Source organism: Kiloniella spongiae, assembly GCF_001026905.1.
Taxonomy (GTDB): domain Bacteria; phylum Pseudomonadota; class Alphaproteobacteria; order Kiloniellales; family Kiloniellaceae; genus Kiloniella; species Kiloniella spongiae.
In genome coordinates, this window is record NZ_LAQL01000007.1 from 70,861 (window position 1) to 90,668 (window position 19,808).

The window sequence follows — 19,808 nt, forward strand, 5'->3', positions numbered from 1 at the left end:
ACAAAAACTGATGGGTATTTGAATTGATTTAAATCAATTATATGTGTTTTGAGAGAATTATTCCTGCTCTTAATTTCCTCATCTTGATCGAAGTCTCCAAGCTCAAATTATAGATATAATTTTGCAACAAAGGTATTTGTTGCACTGACTCTTCAATTCTGACTTAGTGCGAATACAGCTCTAGAAAATCTAAGATGTTGATTTTAATGATAATAGATTTACCGGATATCTCTGGTGAAATAATACATATCTGTTGAAAGGATCAGTGTTTCACTTTACCTCGGCCCTTTTTAATCTCACCGCGTTGTTTCTTTTTATCCGTCCGTTTGGTTTTCGCTGATTTTGAAGGTTTGGTTGGTCGGCGAGATTTTTGTTGTATTGTGGCTTTTTTGATTAAATCTGTAAGTCTGTCACGCGCATCCTGACGGTTTCGTTCCTGGGTACGATAGCTGTTTGCCGTAATAAGTATTTCGCCATCTTGTGTCATCAGGTGGCTGGCAATGCTCTTTAAGCGATTGAAGACAAAAACAGAAATAGCGGCGCTGGTTTTTGCGTTAAATCGTAATTGTACAGCAGTGGATACTTTGTTCACATTCTGCCCGCCAGAGCCTGAGGCTCTGATGAACGTTTCTTCGAGCTCTTCCGGGGCAATTTGTATAGTATTGGTAATTTTTAACATGATACTGCCTGCTATTGCCTGCGGAAAGCCCGTGTGATTTCACTAGAGCTGGTTGGCCCCGTCTATTGCGTTGATTTTAGGTATTTGTTCTATCAATCTAATATTTTCATGGGTAAGGTATCTTCTAAATTGAGAGATCTTCGGGGAAATAAGTAACAGGATCTCCTGTTGTCCAGACGGGATATTTTTTCAAAATAGTTTTGAAACGGGAAGAGCCGAGGAATTCATTCAACCAGGATTTCAGATACGCATAATCTGTCTGATCGAACCATGTGCGATCAACATTGGCGAATTGCCTGATAAAAGGTGCGATCGCCATATCTGCTAATGATCTTTGTGATCCAAATAGAAATGAATTTTTTGTGAGCAACTTGTCTAGTTCATCCAAAAAATTTTCTGCCTGTGTACGATGTGTTATAGGGTCGACCTCTTCATAACGTGGGGCGTATTTGTATCGATCCAGATGTCCCTTGAACTCGTTCTCACAGCGATTTATAAGATTGAGCATTTCATCCAAGGTGCCGATTTCAGGGCTGAGCCAGTTTTCCGGGTCATTTTGGTTAAGTGCCCAGAGCATAATATCAAGACTTTCTTCCAGAACGTCGCCATTGGGCAGTATGAGAACAGGTACTGTGCCTTTTGGTGAGGCCTCTAGCATTTCCGAAGGTTTGTCGCGTAAAACGATTTCTCTTAACTCACAAAGTTGCTGACTGCTTTGCAAGCCGAGTCTGGCTCGCATGGCATAGGGGCATCGTCTAAAGCTGTATAGAAGAGGAGTTTTTTGCGACATAATTAATCAGCCTAGAGAGAAAATAACTTTATAGGTTTACCGCTATCTTTCTATCTTTTCAATGCCTTATAAAGCGAACAATTTTGCTGTTTTAATGGGAAATTATTCTCTAGGTACTATTGCGAATAGCTATGAACTCTATATGTAAATATATATTTACAATAAGCGAGACAAGTCGTTGTAATTTTTACTCGCATTCGTTCATAAAGGTAATGGTTTAGTTGCATGCACAAAAATGTAACAGGGCTAAGAAATGAAACAGGATGGCATTCTGCTGTTGCAGTGCCAGTTGATGGGTCAATTTATAGAATGAAACCGAACTACGACAGATTGACAACACTGGATTTTCTGGACACCTGTCCAGACAGTATTCGGGCGTTCTATGAATATTGGGATTCAAAGCGTAAAGAGCGCTCTATGCCGTCACGTGCTGATCTCGATCCGGTTGAGATGAAGTCATTTCTGGCGAGTATGATATTGGTTGATGTAAAAAGAAAACCGCTTGATTTCATATATCGTCTTGTTGGCACAAAGGAAGTAGAGGCACGTGGATTTGATCCAACCGGGCGTACTGTCGCCGATGGTAGTTTTGGCGCAACAGTAGAAGAGGTTTTGACAAACTATCGTATTGTATCAGAAAAGAAATGCGTGGTTTATGACCGCGAAGGCGTTCCATCTGATATTCCGAACTTATGGCAAGGTGATGCCATTTTGCTCCCACTTTCGGATGATGATGAAACTGTAAATATGGTTGTTACATTCACGGATTTTATTCATCTTTAGCGTATAAATAAATCGTTTTGTGATACAAAAGAAAAAAGGCTGCCGAATAGACAGCCTTTCTTTTTGTATCGTTTGTTGCAAAGCGAGTTTTATGCCGCTTGACGCTTGGTAAACTTTTTCTGGGATCTGTTTTCACCATTGGCATTCTGAGCCTGACGTCCACCAAAGTTACCATTGCCGTTACCAGCGGAACGACCACGTCCACCCGGGCCGCCATTACGATTGGAATCATTGCGACCAGGGCCACCACGGCCACGGTTGCCGCCGGGTTTGCCAAAGTTACGGCCACGACGGTTGTTTGGTCGTTGGGAGTTTGCATCACGTTTGCTGATTTCAACGTGGAAAGGATGATCCTTTTCAACGGTGATATCCTGACGGATGGATTTTTCAATACGTTTCAGAGTACCGATTTCTTTTGGTGAGCAGAATGAATAGGCGTCACCTGTCGCTTCAGCGCGGCCTGTACGACCAATACGGTGAACATAGTTTTCCGGATCAGTAGGTAGGTCGATATTCACAACAACCTTAATGCCTTGCACGTCGATACCACGGGCTGCAACATCAGTAGCAACCAGAACATCAATATCACCGCGACGGAATTTATTCATCACCTTGGTTCTGATGCGTTGTTGCTTGTCACCGTGGATTGCATCCACACGACGTCCATCTTCGCGAAGGGCGTCGGACCAACGATCACATTCAGCTTTTGTTTGCATGAAAACAAGAACGCGTTCGCCCGGGTGTTTGTCCAGAATGTGGCTCAGAAGAGCTTGTTTCTGTCCGCCGTGAACATAAAATGCCCGTTGCGTAACGTTTGCAGCAGTTGTTGATTCTTTAGCCGTTTCAATGCGAACCGGATCTTTCAAAAGCTGTGTAATCAGGCGATCTACAGATTTTGGCATTGTTGCAGAGAACAGAACGGTTTGGTGTTCAGTTGGCAGGCTGTTTGCTATTTCAACCACTTCATCTGAGAAACCAAGATCGAGCATGCGATCTGCTTCATCAAGAATAAGCGTTGTTGTGTGATCAAATTTAACAGATCCGCGATTGACGTGATCGATCAGACGACCTGGTGTTGCCACAAGAATATGCACGCCGCGATTAAGGTCGCGGAACTGTGGGAACATTGGTGCGCCACCAGTAACCGTTGTGTAACGGATAGGTAGAAATTTAGACAGGCCGCGAAGAACGTGGCCAATCTGCATGGCGATTTCACGTGTTGGCGCAAGAATCAAGGCCTGGGGATGGTTGGCAACGTAGCGCTCATTTCGTTCAAACAGACGCTGTAAAAGCGGAAGAACGAAGGCTGCTGTTTTACCACCACCTGTTTGGGAAAGGCCAATAACGTCTTTGCCTTCCATAAGGGCAGGAATAGTTTTGGACTGAATCGCAGTAGGCGTCGTGAAACCTTGTGCGTCGATAGCACGTTGAAGCGGCTCAATCAGATTGAGCTCGGAAAACTGAGTCATGCAGGAAAGTTCCTTTAAAAGCATGGTGAAGGCTATACCTGGATCAATCTAGCTCTTCGCCGCACTTTTGGAGACATCAATGTCCAACACAAGGATAAGCGCTATCGATCTAGGCGGGATTATTACGCAATCCCATCAGAGCGAAAAAACATGTGCCGAAACACCACGATTTCTCGCGAAGTGACGCTTGAATATAGGAAGGGTCTCTTTGGGTCAAGCCCGATCCGCCGATATCTTTTGCATGGCGCCTATGCGTTGACAGTCATAGGTGGCAGGATTGGATACTGATTTATTGAAATATTTGGAGGGGTAAAGACACAGGATACTCTCTCGCCGGCGATAAAAAGTTGCCTGTTCCAACCCCTTCGACTACCGTATTCGCCATAATAATATAAGGAGGTTCCGGACTTTTAGTTGCTTTTAGTTTCGGGCCAATAATTCTGGGACGTATTGACGAGGCAAGTTCTTGGCTCGTTTTTCAAGGGGCGAAAAATGAAAAAAAACAAACATCTGTTACCAATGTTGATGGCGGGTGCAATGGCACTTAGTGCCGGTTTTGCATCTCCGGCTCTTCAGGCTGCGGAACCTGTTAAAATTGGTATGATCACAACATTATCCGGCGGAGGCGCTAGCCTTGGTATTGATATCCGTGACGGGTTCATGCTTGGCCTGAAAATGAAAGATGGCAAACTTGGAGGCGTTGAAACGCAAGTTATCGAAGTTGATGATGCCCGTAAGGTCGAAAACGCCAAGCAGATTGCAACGCGTATGATCAAGCAGGACGATGTTGATATTGTAACGGGGATTGTCTGGTCCAACCTGGCGATGGCTGTTGTTCCAAGTGTGACTCGTGCAGGCAAGTTTTACATCAGCCCCAATGCAGGTCCTTCTGCTTTGGCGGGTAAGAAATGCCATGAAAACTATTTTAATGTCGCATGGCAAAATGACAATCTGCACGAAGCTGCTGGGCAATATGTGACCGATAAGGGCTTGAAAAATGTGTATCTCATGGCCCCGAACTATCCGGCTGGTAAAGATGCGATTGCCGGATTTAAGCGGTTTTATAAAGGTAACGTCGCGGGCGAAGTTTATACGAAACTTGGCCAAGTTGACTATGCAGCAGAGCTGGCGAACCTGCGTGCGGCGAAACCGGATGCCGTTTATTTCTTCTTGCCAGGTGGTATGGGTATCAATTTTGTGAAGCAATATTCGCAGGCTGGTCTTAGTGCTGATACGCCGCTTTTCGGCCCAGCGTTCTCATTTGACGAAGGTATCCTGAAGGCTGTTGGTGATGCGGCTATTGGTGTTTACAACACATCACAGTGGAATAAGGACATTGATAATGCGGCAAATACATCTTTTGTAGAGGCATTCAAAGAAGCTTATGGGCGGAACCCATCTCTCTACGCCAGTCAGGGATATGATGCTGCGCTTTTAATTGATTCAGCAATTACTTCTGTTGGCGGGGATCTGTCTGATGACGACAAGTTCCGCGATGCCCTTCGCAAGGCTGAGTTTGATTCAGTCCGTGGCAACTTCAAATTTGGATCAAATCAGCACCCGATCCAGGACATCTATGTACGTGTTGTTCACAAAGATGGAGACACTGTCACCAACAAAATTGTGAGCAAAGTCTTCACGGCTCACCAGGATGCTTACGCGACAGAATGTAAGCTTTAAGTATCGCCAAAGCCTAATGATAGGCCCTTAATTAATGAGTATCAGGACTGGTTTCCATCTGGCGCAAGCGTTTTGCGCACTCAGAATGACAACCGGTCCTGATTTTATGTGAGGGTGTCTGGCTTGGTCATGTCTGGTCGTATCTGGCCATATTTGGAATGTATTTATGTTAACGATAGAGCTGTTTTTTGAACAGTCGCTGAACGGGCTTCAACAAGGAGTAATGCTTTTCCTTATGGCAGCGGGGTTGACGCTGGTTTTTGGAATTATGCACCTCATTAATCTGGCCCATGGTTCTCTCTATATGATCGGGGCTTATGTCGCAGCCAGTGTAACGCAGGCAAGTGACAGTTTTACCCTTGGTATTTTGGCTGCTTTAGTTGCGGCAGGGCTGACGGGAATGTTGTTGGAGTTCTCTGCGTTGCGAAGATTATATAACCGTGATCACCTTGATCAGGTGCTCGCAACCTTTGGCATGATACTGTTTTTTAATGAGCTCGTTAAAATTCTGTGGGGGCCTCAAGCTCTCTTTCTATCAACGCCGGAATTCCTTTCAGGAACACTTGAATTTATTCCCGGCGCTCCGTATCCATCCTATCGGCTGTTTATTATTGGGGCGGGCCTTGTTGTGGCTTTGCTTTTGCGTCATCTGATCATTCACACCCGGGTTGGTATGTTGATCCGGGCGGGGGCAACACACCGTGAAATGGTGGGTGCCCTAGGGGTGAATATTGATGAGCTTTATACAATTGTCTTCGGGTTAGGGGCGATGCTTGCGGGCCTTGCCGGGGCGTTGGCTGGTCCGATGCTGGCGGTAGAGGTTGGGATGGGAGAAAAAATTCTGATCCTTACCTTTGTGGTGATTATTATCGGGGGAATTGGCTCTGTCCGTGGTGCATTGGTTGGTGCGTTACTGGTGGGGATGGTTGATACCTATGGGCGTGCCTTTTTACCGACCATTATGCGAGAACTTCTTGACCCTGCATCTGCGGATACCGTTGCCGCTTCCATGTCATCTGTTGCTATCTATGTGTTGATGGCTGTGGTGTTGATCTGGAAACCCCGTGGTTTGTTTCAGGCATACGGGAGCTAGATGGTCATATGTTTCTTAGTAAAATTATCGGCTCTGATGCCAGTTTTAGAACTAAAATCGTTACCTTGTTGGGGCTTTTGATCCTCTTTGCCGTTCCACTTCTTGCAAACCTCTTCAATGAACCTTTCCTGGTTGATATCGCAAGCCGGATCCTGATTTATGCCCTCGTGGCTGTAAGTTTGGATCTCATCCTTGGGTATGGTGGGATGGTTAGCTTTGGTCATGGTGCTTTTCTGGGTTTGGGGGCCTATGTCGTTGGTATCTTGACCCATCATAGCTACGAAGGAACCGCGGTGGCCTTTTTGCCGGGGGACTGGCAGGGGACAACACAGGCATTTGTTCAATGGCCACTTGCAATGATCCTTAGCGGTTTGTTGGCATTGATTATCGGGGCCTTGAGCCTGCGAACATCAGGCGTTTATTTCATCATGATAACGTTAGCCTTTGCCCAGATGCTGTACTTTTTCATGATCTCTATTCCGACCTATGGTGGTGAAGACGGCCTTAATATCTGGGAGAGAAGTGAGATCCCTCTGTTGGATCTTTATGACGCCAAAAGCTTTTATTTCATTTGTTTGGTTCTTCTGCTTTTGTGTCTTTGGTGTTGTTCGCGGATTGTAAAAAGTCGCTTCGGCATGGTTCTGCGCGGATGCCGCCAAAATGAAGTCAGAATGAAAGCTTTGGGATATCCTGTATATCGCTACAAGCTGATGGCTTTTGTTCTGTCAGGCATGATTGCCGGACTTGCAGGTGCGCTTTTGGCGAACCATACCGAGTTTGTTGGCCCCGGCCTGATGCATTGGACCCGTTCTGGAGAAATTATGATTATGGTTATCCTCGGGGGAATGGGGTCACTCATAGGGCCTGTTCTCGGTTCCGCGACTTTGTTGATGATGGAAGAAGTTTTGGCAGGTCTGACAGAACACTGGATGATTTTTCTGGGACCGATGCTGGTCTTGATTGTTCTCTTCGCGCGGAAAGGGCTTTATGGGCTTTTGATCGGGAAAGGGACAGATAATGGCTGATCCAATTCTTGAAGTAATTAGTCTGACAAAATGTTTTGGGGCTATTGCCGCGAGTGATGGCCTGACTTTTTCGGTAAAACGCGGAACTATTCACGGATTAATTGGCCCCAATGGTGCCGGTAAATCCACGGCGATTGCACAACTGTCGGGTGAACTACAATCTGATACAGGGCGTGTTCGTTTTGACGGACAGGATGTGACCCGCTGGGCCGTGGATAAACGGGCGAGATCGGGATTGCAGCGGTCATATCAGATAACCAGTTTGCTACCGGAATTCACCGCTGAAGATAACGTGGCAATGGCGATACAGTCTCAGCAAGGTCATAGTTTCCGCTTTTGGGAGAATGCGCGTAAGGACAATAGCTTGCGTACGCCGTCACGGAAAATACTGGAACGTGTCGGTCTCTCTGATTTTGCAGATAATCCTGCCATGGATCTGGCGCACGGACAGCAAAGACAGCTGGAGCTGGCCATGGTTTTGGCAACAGCGCCGTCTATGTTGTTACTGGATGAACCGATGGCAGGCATGGGGCAGTCGGAATCCCTTCGTATGATGGAACTTTTACGTCCTCTGAAGGGGGATGTCACCATGTTGCTAGTGGAACATGACATGGATGTTGTTTTTGCTCTTGCCGATATGATCACAGTCTTGGTCAAAGGACAGGTCTTGTTAACGGGAACACCTGACGAGATTAAGAACCATCCCGAGGTACGGCGTGCTTATTTGGGGGACTATTAAATGGGTGATTTAAAGCTCTCAGGCGTTGAAACCAGTTATGGCACCAGTCAGGTTCTGTTCGGCGTTGATCTGGAAATCAAGTCCGGAGAGGTTGTAACCCTGATGGGCCGCAATGGTATGGGGAAAACCACCACCGTTCGTTCGATTATGGGACTGACACCTGCGAAAAGAGGCGAAATATCTTTTGGTGGTGTCGTGATTCAGAATTCTCGAAGTCATAATATAGCGCAGTTGGGTATAGGGTATGTTCCCGAAGGGCGACAGGTTTTTTCGAACCTCACCGTGTTGGAAAATTTGGTTGCCACCGCAGCTAATCACGCGGGTGTTGATGATCCCTGGACTGTTGATATGGTCATGGATCTGTTCCCACGGCTCCGAGAGCGAGCCAAGCAATATGCCAGAACGCTTTCAGGTGGAGAACAACAAATGTTAGCGATTGGCCGTGCCTTAATGACGAACCCGAGTTTTATGATCTTGGACGAAGCGACAGAAGGGCTTGCACCGATTATTCGCGATGAAATATGGCACGTTCTGGAACACAATCTCAAAAAATCCGGACAGGCAATTCTTGTGATTGATAAACATCCGGAAGCAATGGCCCGTATTGCTGATAGGCATTATGTTATGGAAAAAGGTCGGGTTGTCTGGTCTGGTGTTTCAGAAGAACTTCTGGCGAATAAAGATATGCAGCATCGGTATCTGGGGGTGTAAGTCGTGATCATAAATCCCGAATTAGACAAGCTTTACAATGTGCGGGCAGCGATCCCTAATCACACGGATATTTTCGCGGATTGGGAACAACGATCTGTTGAGTTTAGTCAGAATGTGAAGGGGCAACTGGATTTACGTTACGGCAAAGGGCCGCGCGAAAAGCTTGATCTTTATTTAGCCTCGGAAAAGAACGCCCCGTTGCATGTCTTTATTCACGGTGGTTACTGGCAAGCAATGGATAAGAGCCAGTCAAATTTTCTGGGGAAAACTTTTCTGGACGCTGGGATTAATGTGGCCATGATTGGCTATGATCTTTGCCCCGATGTTACATTGAGAGAGCTTGTTGAAGAGATTAGGCGGGCTTTTGTCTGGTTGTGGAACCATGCTGAAGAGTATGGGTATGATCAAGGGAAAGTACAGATATCTGGCCATTCAGCAGGGGGGCATTTGGTCTGCATGTTGCTGGCAACGAACTGGTTGAGCTATGGCCTGCCAACAGATGTAAATCCTATTCACAGTGCAATCGCTATCAGTGGCCTTTTTGATCTTACACAGCTGGTCCCAACGTCTATTAATGCCAAGTTGGGTTTAGAGTTGGAAGAAGCAAAATTGCTAAGCCCCTTGTTTGTTGATCCACAAAATATCTGCCCTTTGTTGCTCGTTGTTGGCAGTGATGAAAGTAGTGGGTTTCATCAACAGTCTGATAATTTGAGTGTAGGGTGGGGGGAGAATTTCGAACAGCTTGATCGTATGAATGCGGTAAACTGTCATCACCTATCGGTTGTCGCTTTACTAGCTGAAAAACAAAGTTCCCTATTCCAATGGGCGATACGCCATTTGGGCAGCTGACCTTAGGCTGAGTATCTGGACATTATTCGCCGTTGGCTTGGTATAATAAACCTGTAAAAGTAACCTGAGATATTAGTCCCATTCGGGAAAATGGCCTTGCTTTGACAGGTCGGTTATCTGTGCTTCCAGCTTTTGCATGAAGAGATCTTTTTCTCCTTCCCAGAGTTGAGCATTTCCAACAAATATATCGCAAAAGAAGGGCACAAATACAGCGTCACCTTTGGGGAGAGCTTTGCCTAGCCCATGTAAGAATAGTGGCGTTATGGGGATCTCGGGGAATTTTTTACTGATGAGCGAGATGCCCTTTTTGAACTTTGTTAGTTCTTCAGGAACACCACGTGATCCTTCTGGATAAATAATAAGAATCTCATTATTGCGTAAGGCTTCAAAAGCTTGGTGTAACGGGTTTCCGCCTTTAGTCGCACGCTGGATAGGGATGATGCCAATAATTTTGGTGGCGAACCAGGCCAGGAATGGATTGCGCAGAAAGTAATCCGCAGCGGCAACTGGGCGTACTCTGGATAAGAGGCTTAGAGGGAAGAGGGACAGGATCACTAGTGTATCAAGGTGCGAATTGTGATTGGCAATAATCACAGCAGGTCCTTGGGTCGGTAGCGCTTTCCTGTTGCGGATATTAATCCCCAACCCGATCAGTACTAATGGGCGGACAAGTAGCATGAAAAAGAGTGATCTGAGAAGAGTATTGATCATCGTTAGTAGTAAAAATAGCGAAGGAAATGGAAGAAGACCGGGGCTGTGTAAGTCAAACTATCTACTCTGTCGAGCAAGCCGCCGTGCCCGGGTATTGTGCTGCCGGTATCTTTGACTTTCAGATCTCTTTTTATTGCTGAAATGGTGACGTCACCAATAAAACCTGTGAAGGAGATAATAACGCCGGCAAGGGCTGCCATGTGCAGGGACATTGGTGAGATTACAAGGGATAATAACATGGACAGTAGGGCTGTTGAGATAATGCCGCCTAAGAAACCAACCCATGTTTTCCCCGGACTTACCTTGGGAATAATTTTAGGGCCACCAATCAATCGTCCCCACACGTATTGAGCGACATCATTAAACTGTGTCAGCAATACGAGTAAGAACAATAGCGCAGCACCGCTTTTATCGAAAATGGGTGTATGATTTTCCGAGGCTGTTTCTGGTAGAACTATCAGATAAGCGGCATGGGAAAGACTGAAGACTGTCATCATCAATCCCCAGTTCAGAGTGCCAATAGCTTTGAGGAAACCGTCGGTCTCTCCCTTTAAAACCATTCGGAAGGGAAGGAAAAGGAAGACCCAAACGGGGATGAAGATAATGAACATGCCGTACCAACCGCTATAGACCCAGTAGTACTGCAAGGGGATGGCAATATAGGCCCAAAAGAGTACGCGCCGATCCGCGCGCCGCGTCGGGATCATCGACAGATATTCTTTTAGTGCCAAGTAAGATATCAGGCCAAGGAAGATAACCGATAATGCACGGTTTATGCAGATTGCAAAGGTAAAGATAGTGATCATATACCACCAGGACTTTACCCTGAGCCAAAGTTCCAGATGTTTTTCCGGCGCTTGTCCTCGACGCATCAAGGAAACAATAACTGTTGCCAGGCACAAGAGTACATAAACGCCAGCGATAATGTAGAGAAGATCTTGTGTAATAGGTAGCTGTTCTAGCAAGTTCATGATGTTTCCCCTGCTTCAATCAGTGCCTGTTTTGCCCGATTAAAGATTGTGTAACAAGACAGAACGATTAAAACAGAAAGTAATATATTCAACCACAGCACAGGTACAAAGCCCAAGGCGATCACGACGGCAATAAAACCAAAGACAAAAGCGCGATCACTTTTTCCAAAGGGACCGTCGTATCGTCTGGATGCTCCAATCTGAATAGAGACAACCCCGATCATTTCAACAAGAATTCCGAGTGTTACAATTGCAATGATCAGATAGGCATCTATACCGGGTATCAACGCAAAAGGTAGATATAAAAGGGCATCAGCGATAACATCTGTGAGCTCATTGAGTATAGCCCCGAGATTACTTTTTTGATTAAACTCCCGCGCCATCATGCCGTCTATGGCATTTAGAGCCATGCGGATAAATAGCAATACAGGCAAAAACAGCAAAGGCGCTGGGCTAGCCGGGTTAAACAGGATCGCGGCCCCACCAATCGCCGATAATAAAGTTGCGAAGATAGTGACTTGGTTTGCCGTTATCCCCATGACTACAAGCTTGCTACAAAGAGGGCGTAGAAGATTTTGGAACCTGGGTTTTAAATCATAAATAGTAATCACGTTTGGCCTGTGCTGATTATTTTTGACTCAGATAGAGTAAAATCACCATAAGGTGTTGGTGATCGGCTTGTAAATGTTTACGGCGTTATTCAATCAGGCGTTTTTTCAGCTTACTGTCTGGCAACAGACAACTGTCTGCCCGTCCAAATAAACGGTATCGGTTTTGTGCGATCAGATCATAAAGCCAAGTGTCCAGCGGAGAGGGAATATATTTTGCTAGACTAAGGAACTTTGCAGGATAGGGCAGTAGAGACGTGGTTTGCGAAAATGCAGACATCTTGGCATAGGCTTTGCCTCTTGAGATCAAAAGATTGGTTTCGAAATTTACGGTATCCAAGCCATAGTGTTGGAACAGTGCCTGGCCTAAACTGGATTGCCCTGTTGTAAACTGAAATTCTTCGCGTTTATCGTGCCTGATTACAAATTGGATAAAAGCAGAGCAAAGGGCACATTCACCATCAAAGACAATTGTCGGCCTTGTGTCATCAAAATCAGAGGCCTTGAGGTCATTGCGATAACTATAGGCTTTAAAAGGTAACGCGTTTGTCGACATAGGCTTTTCCCTTTTGAATTGAATACCAGTATTAACCAAACAGAAAATAAAGAAAAGTTGTTAACCTATTTGTGATATACTCTTTTGGTAGAGGGTTAAAAACATCAGCAAGACTGATGAATCTAACGAGGTTGGCGATGAAATCGCGCGTGTGTTCCGTTGTTTTCCTAGGCATCTTTGCGTGCTTCTGGGCGCAGGTTACTATTGCGGCTGGTTGTGAGAGATCTTACTCTATTGCTTACTCTAATAATTATATTCCCTATCAATACATTCCCAAAAATTCAGTTCTGACCGGATTAGATATTGATGTTGTGAAGTCAGTTATGTCTGAAATGGGTTGTGAATATAATTTGCTTTTGATGCCTTCCAAGCGGGCGCAAATGCTTTTGAAACGTGGAACACTGGATATTATGCCTGCGGCTTCGATCACCGTCGAACGCTCAGCCTATGCCTATTTTTCGGAATCCTATCGTGATGAGACAGTGGCGATGTTTGTTCGTGCTTCCGACTACAACAGCTATAAAGGTTATAAGCTTACGGACGCAGTCGATCAAAAATTAAGCATTACGGCTGGATTAGGAGGCTGGTATGGCCCCGAATATGGCGAAGAAAAGCAGCGAGCACTTGATGTTGGTGTATTGAGATTGAACGCAGAGACAGAGGTTCGTATCCAGCAACTATTGAATAACCGTGTGGATATGGTCATTGCTGATATGTATGTGGGATATCATCACGCCATAAAAGCGCGACGTTTAGATGCCATTCGGCCTTTACCCCATTTACTCAATGCTGATCCGGTTCACTTCATGCTGAGTAAAGAATCTGTGTCTCCAGGCTTTGTCGCAAAATTTAATCAGGCTTTGGCTACTGTTTTGAAAAGTCAAGCATACAAAGAACTTCTTGAGAAATATCAACCGGTTGAGGGTGCGCCATCCAATTAAGGAGCTTACTTACCCTTTGATTACGTAAAGAGTATGTACAAACCAAACCCACCAATAATGATGCCTGACGCGATGTTGATAGTGGAGATAATTTTGGGTGACAATCGTGTGCGTAAAACGCTGCCGATGAAAGCAATAACGATCCACCAACCCAGAGATCCGAAAAAAATTCCAACAGCGACAATCCACTTCCCTTCGTGAGAAACCTCGTCTCCTAATCCAGCAAATATCGCCAGAAAGACCAGTATGGTCATTGGGTTTGTCATCGTCAGGCCGTAGGCCGTAGTAAAAATCAGAATTAGATCTTTTGATGCAATGTTTTGGGGGAGTGGTTTGGATTTAGCAGCTTCTTTGCCTTTTTCCACTTTCAGGAGACTATGAATTGCAAGCGCGAGTAGGCCAACGCCACCGATCAAACGGATAGTTTCATTATAGTCCAGCAGGACTGTCATCAAGGCAGAGAAACCCAGTAAGGCAACGATGCCATAGGTCATGTCTGCTATGGCAATTCCCAATCCAGTCGCAATGCCAGATTTAATGCCTTTTTCCAGGCTGAGTTTTAAGCAAAGAAGTGCCATGGGGCCAACAGGGGCGGCAATGGCAAGGCCCATTAGAAGGCCTTTGAGGATAAGTGCTAACATTGTTTGATCTCTTCATTGGTTTGTTGAGCCAATGAAAACAATGTTTTGGCCAATGTTTACAGCGGCGATTAGGTTGGAAGGGCTGTTGTTTCTTTTTCACTTTGTAAAACAACGAGAGTTTCTGTTTGAGCGATACCTGGTTGTCGCTTGAGTTTTTGAGACAAGAAACTTTGCAGTCCTTTGGTGTTTTTGACGCGAACCTTGGCAAGATAGTTATGTTGCCCTGTCACGTGATGAAGCTCTTGTATTTCAACAAGGCTTTTCATTTGCTGTATAAAAGCCTCTTCATCGGCATCTTGGTGGAGATCAATGAAAAGGAAAGCGAGAAGCTCTAATCCTAAAACTCCTGGATCTAGGACAGCGCAGTTTTCTTTTATTGTGCCGTTGGTTTGAAGTTTACGCACACGATCGTTAACCGCTGATACACTCAGTTCTGCATGCTCTGCCAGAGTGGTCATCGAGGTTTTGTTGTCGCTTTGTAAGAGTGACAGTATTTTTCGATCCGTTTCATCCATTATAGAATATTGGGTGTATTTTGCTGGTGAGTCAATAAATTATCCTGATTATTTAAGTTTTTTCAGGAATATGTTTTGTAAATCAAAAGAATTGTATTGTTTTTGCCTGTTCGACTCGATTTGTTGGGGGAGTGTGTGAAGATAAAGAAAAAGCCCTGAAAGTTTTTCAGGGCTTTAGAGGAATAAAAAAGAATGAAGCTACTTAGGATATCTTCTTCCATACAGAAAGCTCTGCAAGCGTATGCTGGTATTTACGCTTGGTTTCCCGAATAACAAAAGGAACATCGACGGGTTGATCTGTGAGCTCAAACTCTGGAGCAAGTGCATCGCGCAATCCGTCCAGTGTTGTGTAGTTCTCACCGGTGTTCGCTTTAAAACCACCCAGCCAGTTATCTCGCTCAGTAAAGTCTTTTAACCAGGTGTAGGGGGATGCGAGGATCAAGTAACCACCAGATCTTATGCGATCCTTTATTGAGGCAATGAATTTTTGGGGATCATAGAGCCGATCAATAAGGTTACCGGCGAAAACGAGGTCGTAGTTCGTATATTTAGAGGCAAGATTACAGGCATCTCCCTGCATGAAGCTTATTTTGTCTTTGATATCTGGATAACCCTCAAAATCATCCAGATTGATTTCTTTGTAACTGACCAACTCACCTTCATCCTGGATGGTGTAGCGTTGTGTTCCTTTTTGTTGTAGTGCTGATGGGGCCTGAATCAACCGGGCAGAAAAATCGATCGCATCAACATGGTTGTATGCTTTTGCCAGTTCAAAAGATGCACGCCCCGTTGCGCAACCAAGATCAAGTGCTCTTTCTCGTCGAGCTTCTTTTGTATGTGTCAGGCAAATTTGTGCACAGGCAACGGGGAAGTTCGGAACCTTAAAGTATTCCTCGCCATAGTGGAATTCGATATATTGTGCGACGATATCGTCGGTCTCATACATGTTAACCTCGGTTTCGTGGAGCTCTGGTGCTTCGACGTAGCGCAGGCCTGAATATTGAAAAAAGTGGCGACGAAAAGCATATCGGGAATCTTTGAGTGCATAATTCCCTGTAGAAATCCAACAACCGCCTTTGAAGACATTGTGTTTACCATCAAAGGTCGGCGTTGAAAAATCGTCATAGATCGGATGTACTGCAAAGCCTTCATATCCGTCAATTGCAGTTTCTGTCCATTGCCAGACATTCCCGATTATATCAAAAAATCCTTGAGCGAATTCATTTCTGTTTACTGGGCAGGGTGACATTTCCTGCTCCAGATTAATATTTCCGGGGGCTTTGTGCCATGTGGATTGATCGTTAGGCTCCAGTGTGCGGAGCTGATACCACTCTGCTTCTGTTGGCAATCTAATTGAGAGTCCGGTTTTCTCTGACTTCCAATTGCAAAATGCCTTGGCTTCAAGGTAGTTGATATCGACTGGCCAGTTCCAAGGCATTGGAATGACTTCAAGCATTGTCCGGTATCTGAATTCACCGTTATGTTTGACCCAGTAGGCAGGCGCCTTTGCTTCGCGATAGGAAACCCATTTCCAGCCTTCTTCGGTCCAAAAATTTTCTCGACCGTAACCATTGTCTTTTACAAACTCAAAATACTCTTGATTTGAAACTAGATATTTACTGGCTTTGAAATCTTTGATCTCAACTTTATGATATCCATATTCGTTATCCCAACCAAAGTGCTGGTTGTTTTGACCTTTTCCTAACGTCAGCTTGCCGCCGTTTATGGGGAGGAGATCATTTTTGGGTGCTTCACCACTGCTTTGGCAAATCTTGCTCCAGATACGGTGTGGACGAATTTTATCCAACGGAAGTTCCCGTATGAGAACCGCTGAGGTTTCAAGGTGGATACGTTCGTGCTCAATCCCCATCATAATGATCCACAAAGGATCTGTTTGCTTGATGGGGACGGAAAGGTCACAGGTGCGAATAAAGTGGTCAACCAGTGTTCTTACTTTATCCCGGTAAGCTTTTACTTTTTTCGGGGTTGGCCAAGTGTAATTATTTTCATTTAGATCATCCCAGGACATTTCATCGACGCCGATAGCCAGCGTTGATTCCAGCGTTTCGTCAATTCGAGTATCTATAAATTTGGCAACGTTAAGTTTATTGATAAAGAAAACAGCCGTATGTCCGTAATAAAAAATCAAGGGATGGCGCAGTGAATTGGCCCGGGTATAAAAAGCATTGTCTCCTTTAAGGCACTCAAAAAGCGTTTCATAAAGGCTGAATGTCTTGTGGAAATAGTCGAGTATCTCCTGACGTTTTTCTTCCGGATTTCCTTGATCAAGAATGGTCGTATGTGTTTTTAGTAAGTTACTGTCTGAAAGGATAATACTGTTATCTTGGTGGTGTACGGCATCGGGTGACATACCGGGCTCCCTATTTTATTTGTTGGCGAACAAAACAAGTACAAATTAGACATATAGTTTCCGCCCGAGGGATTACATCAGTTCTAACAAAAGTGTGATAAATTTCGGTAGTTTTTCTGATTTTGGTAACTGGCTTGAAAAATAACCAAGTAATCATAATGTTTTAAGTTGTGTTTCTTATGCCTTTTAGGTGAAATCTATCTCTTGCTATTTTATTCAGGTGAAAGCTGTGTCAGGACATATTACACAATCGACAATTTTGAATGCTTACGATTTGATAAAAGAACATGTTCGCCGTACGCCTATTTTAAGAGTACCTGCCGGAGAACTCGTCGATGATGTCTCGATAACGTTAAAGTTAGAGCAGATGCAGCACTCCGGATCTTTTAAAGCCAGAGGCGGATTTAATGCTCTCTTGTCTGGTGGTGTACCGGCGACAGGTGTCATTGCTGCTTCTGGTGGCAACCATGGCGCTGCGGTTGCTTACGCAGCAAATAAACTAGGGGTACGTGCCGAAATTTTTGTACCTGAAATAGTATCTCCTGCAAAACTTGCAAAGCTGGAACAGTATGGTGCCCGGATTAATGTTATTGGGGCAAATTTCTCTGAAGCTTTGGTTGCGTGTCTTGAGCGTCAGAAAGAAACAGGTGCCAAGTTACTTCATGCCTATGATCAACAGGAAATTGTTGCTGGTCAGGGAACTGCTGGCCTCGAATTTGAAGAGCAAGCACCGGAGATTGATAGTCTGTTAGTGGCTGTTGGCGGCGGCGGATTAATTGGAGGTCTTGCGTCCTGGTATCGTGGCAAAATCAAAATTATTGCTGTCGAAACCGAAGGAACAGCGACGCTGCACTCTGCATTGAATGCAGGTCAGCCCGTTAGTGTTTCTGTCTCTGGTCTTGCAGCGGATGCTTTGGGGGCTAGCCTGATTGGTGACTATGGTTTTGACGCTGGGCAAAACTTTGTCCACCAATCGGTTCTTGTTACCGATGCCGATGTCAAAGCCGCGCAGGATTGCCTTTGGAACAATTATCGTCAAATTGCAGAACCAGGTGGTGCAACGGCCTTGGCTGCATTGTTGTCCGGTGTTTATGCTCCTGACAAAAACGAGAAGGTTGGCGTCTTGATTTGTGGCGGCAATGCTTCGCTGTCAGGTTTTTAGTGCAATTATTTGATTTCATCTGAAAACCCAAAAAAAACGACTAACCAAATAAGTGGTTAGTCGTTTTCTTTTGAATAGACCCTTCCGGGGGGAGGAGCGGCCTATTCCGTAACCTTCGGGAGAGTTTAGGTTACTTTAGACTTGCAACGCCAAGAGGAACGTCGAATTTTTCACACCAAACATAAATTTCGTTAAAGTTTGCTGGGTTAATACTTGCAGGCAGGCTGTATTCCTGTTTACCTGTTTTGCTTTTAAGCGGTGCGAAGATTGTGCTTTTGTCCACGCCATCTTTACCAAAGGCTAGTTTGGGATCCGGCGCGCCATCAAGTGAGAAGTTATCCGCAAGAATGACAATGTAGCTGCCGTCACTTGCTTTTTTAATCTCAACATTACCTGTGGTTATGTGGTCGCTTCTGCCTTCAAAAGATCCTTTTGAAACGCTACCGCCTGCGTGGGCAGATGTGATTGAGAAAGTTGTTGCTGCCAAGAAAGCTACGGCGAGGAATTTGAATAAACGTTTCATTTTTTATCTCCACAATAAAGAAGTACTGAACGGTCTTAATCAAGCCATCCATTATCTGATTTAGATCACTACCCAATCGGACACTTGATCCGGCTTCCTAGCTAATATAGTATTAGGAACTGATCAGTCCAAAACACAAAAGCGTGATGATGATGTTATATCAATGAGATCTAATATCTAAGAGGCATCATTTGATTAAATGAGTAAGCTTAAAAGGTAAGATGATTTGGCAAGACCACGTGAGTTCGATGAAGCGGATGCCTTGGATAGAGCAATGCAGGTTTTCTGGACGAAAGGCTATGAAGGGACTGGAATCAGTGACCTTCTGGAAGCCATGCAAATTGGCCGGGGGAGTCTTTATAAAGCTTTTGGCGATAAAAAAGGGTTGTTTCTGGCTGCGTTGAAACAATACGAAAAAAACTGTATTGAACCGGGTTTGCAGTTTTTAAACGATAGAAATATCCCTGATGGTGCGCAACGTATTCAGATGCTGTTGGAAACGGTTGTTGCTGTTGTTGAGAGTGACAATGACCGCCGAGGATGTTTCCTGTGTAATACTGCTGTTGATCAAGCCCCCCATGATCCGGAAATAAGTAAGACCTGTCAGGATATGATGGGGAAAATGGTACAGGGATTTTATGGAGCCCTGAAAGATACAACTCGACATAAGAATCTCGGTGAAGAGGCTTTACAAAAAAAGGCAATGGGATTGAATATTGCCTACAACGGTCTTCGCATTATGGTCAAAGCAGGATATGCACCGGAAGATGTACGAAAAACAATTAATACGATCTTGGCCGAGTTTGATCTGCTGACATAAAGCCGTCTTTATAGTTTAGGCAAACTTATACGGTCTCTTAAATAATTGTCGGGAAAATAAAGCCTAACAACCTTAATTGTGGCTTTTTTAAATTCATGCCTTGCTGAACTCTATCCCATGCCTTAGCGTCCTTTTGTCTGCGATAGATAAGATGATTTACCGTTGGCAATA

Annotated in this window: 21 protein-coding genes; 10 read left to right on the top strand and 11 right to left on the bottom strand. The window is 44.8% G+C overall.

Going from position 1 to position 19,808, the window contains the following annotated elements:
- Positions 1-262: 262 nt before the first annotated feature.
- Both arfB and WH96_RS11645 read right to left on the bottom strand, forming a co-directional pair.
- Positions 263-679, bottom strand: a complete 417-nt coding sequence (gene arfB / locus WH96_RS11640; protein ID WP_047764361.1) for an alternative ribosome rescue aminoacyl-tRNA hydrolase ArfB — start codon at positions 677-679, stop codon at positions 263-265.
- Between the two features lie 124 nt (positions 680-803).
- The gene (locus WH96_RS11645) at positions 804-1,469 is read right to left on the bottom strand and encodes a glutathione S-transferase (protein ID WP_082130449.1); all 666 of its coding nucleotides are present in this window, start codon (positions 1,467-1,469) and stop codon (positions 804-806) included.
- A 225-nt stretch (positions 1,470-1,694) separates the two neighbouring features.
- On the opposite strand from WH96_RS11645, the gene WH96_RS21375 reads away from it, so the two are divergent.
- Positions 1,695-2,252 carry a PAS domain-containing protein gene (locus WH96_RS21375; protein ID WP_053005865.1) on the top strand — a complete coding sequence of 186 codons (558 nt, stop codon included), beginning with the start codon at positions 1,695-1,697 and terminating at the stop codon, positions 2,250-2,252.
- Positions 2,253-2,341: 89 nt separating this feature from the next.
- Here the strand turns inward: WH96_RS21375 and WH96_RS11655 are convergent, their stop codons facing one another.
- Positions 2,342-3,721 carry a DEAD/DEAH box helicase gene (locus WH96_RS11655; RefSeq protein WP_218045046.1) on the bottom strand — a complete coding sequence of 460 codons (1,380 nt, stop codon included), beginning with the start codon at positions 3,719-3,721 and terminating at the stop codon, positions 2,342-2,344.
- A gap of 492 nt (positions 3,722-4,213) precedes the next feature.
- On the opposite strand from WH96_RS11655, the gene WH96_RS11660 reads away from it, so the two are divergent.
- The 6 genes from WH96_RS11660 (at position 4,214) to WH96_RS11685 (ending at position 9,818) form a co-directional block, all read left to right on the top strand.
- Entirely contained in the window at positions 4,214-5,401 is a 1,188-nt protein-coding gene (locus WH96_RS11660; protein ID WP_245629482.1) for an ABC transporter substrate-binding protein, read from the top strand.
- A gap of 166 nt (positions 5,402-5,567) precedes the next feature.
- On the top strand, positions 5,568-6,494 hold the full coding sequence (locus WH96_RS11665; protein WP_204248188.1) for a branched-chain amino acid ABC transporter permease: 927 nt from the start codon (positions 5,568-5,570) through the stop codon (positions 6,492-6,494).
- 8 nt (positions 6,495-6,502) lie between these two features.
- A complete protein-coding gene (locus WH96_RS11670) occupies positions 6,503-7,519 on the top strand; it encodes a branched-chain amino acid ABC transporter permease (protein ID WP_047764364.1) in 1,017 nt (338 codons plus the stop codon).
- The gene (locus WH96_RS11675; protein ID WP_047764365.1) at positions 7,512-8,258 is read left to right on the top strand and encodes an ABC transporter ATP-binding protein; all 747 of its coding nucleotides are present in this window, start codon (positions 7,512-7,514) and stop codon (positions 8,256-8,258) included. Before WH96_RS11670 ends, WH96_RS11675 begins: the two co-directional genes overlap by 8 nt.
- A complete protein-coding gene (locus WH96_RS11680; protein WP_047764366.1) occupies positions 8,259-8,969 on the top strand; it encodes an ABC transporter ATP-binding protein in 711 nt (236 codons plus the stop codon). It abuts the gene before it with no gap.
- Between the two features lie 3 nt (positions 8,970-8,972).
- Complete coding sequence (locus WH96_RS11685; protein ID WP_047764367.1) at positions 8,973-9,818, top strand: alpha/beta hydrolase; 846 nt, start codon at positions 8,973-8,975, stop codon at positions 9,816-9,818.
- Positions 9,819-9,890: 72 nt separating this feature from the next.
- On the opposite strand, the gene WH96_RS11690 is transcribed toward WH96_RS11685, so the two are convergent.
- The 4 genes from WH96_RS11690 to WH96_RS11705 all read right to left on the bottom strand — a co-directional run bounded on the left by WH96_RS11690 (position 9,891) and on the right by WH96_RS11705 (position 12,664).
- On the bottom strand, positions 9,891-10,496 hold the full coding sequence (locus WH96_RS11690; RefSeq protein WP_218045047.1) for a lysophospholipid acyltransferase family protein: 606 nt from the start codon (positions 10,494-10,496) through the stop codon (positions 9,891-9,893).
- Between the two features lie 35 nt (positions 10,497-10,531).
- Entirely contained in the window at positions 10,532-11,500 is a 969-nt protein-coding gene (locus WH96_RS11695; RefSeq protein WP_047764369.1) for a phosphatidate cytidylyltransferase, read from the bottom strand.
- Complete coding sequence (locus WH96_RS11700; protein ID WP_218045048.1) at positions 11,497-12,039, bottom strand: CDP-alcohol phosphatidyltransferase family protein; 543 nt, start codon at positions 12,037-12,039, stop codon at positions 11,497-11,499. Before WH96_RS11700 ends, WH96_RS11695 begins: the two co-directional genes overlap by 4 nt.
- 157 nt (positions 12,040-12,196) lie before the next feature.
- A complete protein-coding gene (locus tag WH96_RS11705; RefSeq protein WP_047764371.1) occupies positions 12,197-12,664 on the bottom strand; it encodes a thiol-disulfide oxidoreductase DCC family protein in 468 nt (155 codons plus the stop codon).
- A gap of 137 nt (positions 12,665-12,801) precedes the next feature.
- Here WH96_RS11705 and WH96_RS11710 point away from each other — a divergent pair, with 137 nt between their 5' ends.
- Complete coding sequence (locus WH96_RS11710) at positions 12,802-13,605, top strand: substrate-binding periplasmic protein (RefSeq protein ID WP_047764372.1); 804 nt, start codon at positions 12,802-12,804, stop codon at positions 13,603-13,605.
- A 20-nt stretch (positions 13,606-13,625) separates the two neighbouring features.
- Here the strand turns inward: WH96_RS11710 and WH96_RS11715 are convergent, their stop codons facing one another.
- From WH96_RS11715 to ovoA, 3 genes are all read right to left on the bottom strand, one after another.
- Positions 13,626-14,246 carry a LysE family translocator gene (locus WH96_RS11715; protein WP_047764373.1) on the bottom strand — a complete coding sequence of 207 codons (621 nt, stop codon included), beginning with the start codon at positions 14,244-14,246 and terminating at the stop codon, positions 13,626-13,628.
- 68 nt (positions 14,247-14,314) lie between these two features.
- Positions 14,315-14,761: an Lrp/AsnC family transcriptional regulator gene (locus WH96_RS11720; protein ID WP_047764374.1), complete on the bottom strand. Its 447-nt coding sequence runs from the start codon at positions 14,759-14,761 to the stop codon at positions 14,315-14,317.
- Between the two features lie 202 nt (positions 14,762-14,963).
- Positions 14,964-17,132, bottom strand: coding sequence for a 5-histidylcysteine sulfoxide synthase (gene ovoA / locus WH96_RS11725; RefSeq protein WP_047764375.1), 2,169 nt, complete (start codon positions 17,130-17,132; stop codon positions 14,964-14,966).
- Positions 17,133-17,361: 229 nt separating this feature from the next.
- Between ovoA and WH96_RS11730 the strand changes: the two genes are divergently transcribed.
- The gene (locus WH96_RS11730; RefSeq protein ID WP_047764376.1) at positions 17,362-18,294 is read left to right on the top strand and encodes a threonine/serine dehydratase; all 933 of its coding nucleotides are present in this window, start codon (positions 17,362-17,364) and stop codon (positions 18,292-18,294) included.
- Between the two features lie 130 nt (positions 18,295-18,424).
- Here the strand turns inward: WH96_RS11730 and WH96_RS11735 are convergent, their stop codons facing one another.
- Positions 18,425-18,817: a DM13 domain-containing protein gene (locus tag WH96_RS11735; protein ID WP_053005866.1), complete on the bottom strand. Its 393-nt coding sequence runs from the start codon at positions 18,815-18,817 to the stop codon at positions 18,425-18,427.
- 226 nt (positions 18,818-19,043) lie between these two features.
- On the opposite strand from WH96_RS11735, the gene WH96_RS21380 reads away from it, so the two are divergent.
- Positions 19,044-19,637, top strand: a complete 594-nt coding sequence (locus WH96_RS21380; protein WP_053005867.1) for a TetR/AcrR family transcriptional regulator — start codon at positions 19,044-19,046, stop codon at positions 19,635-19,637.
- Positions 19,638-19,808 lie beyond the last annotated feature (171 nt).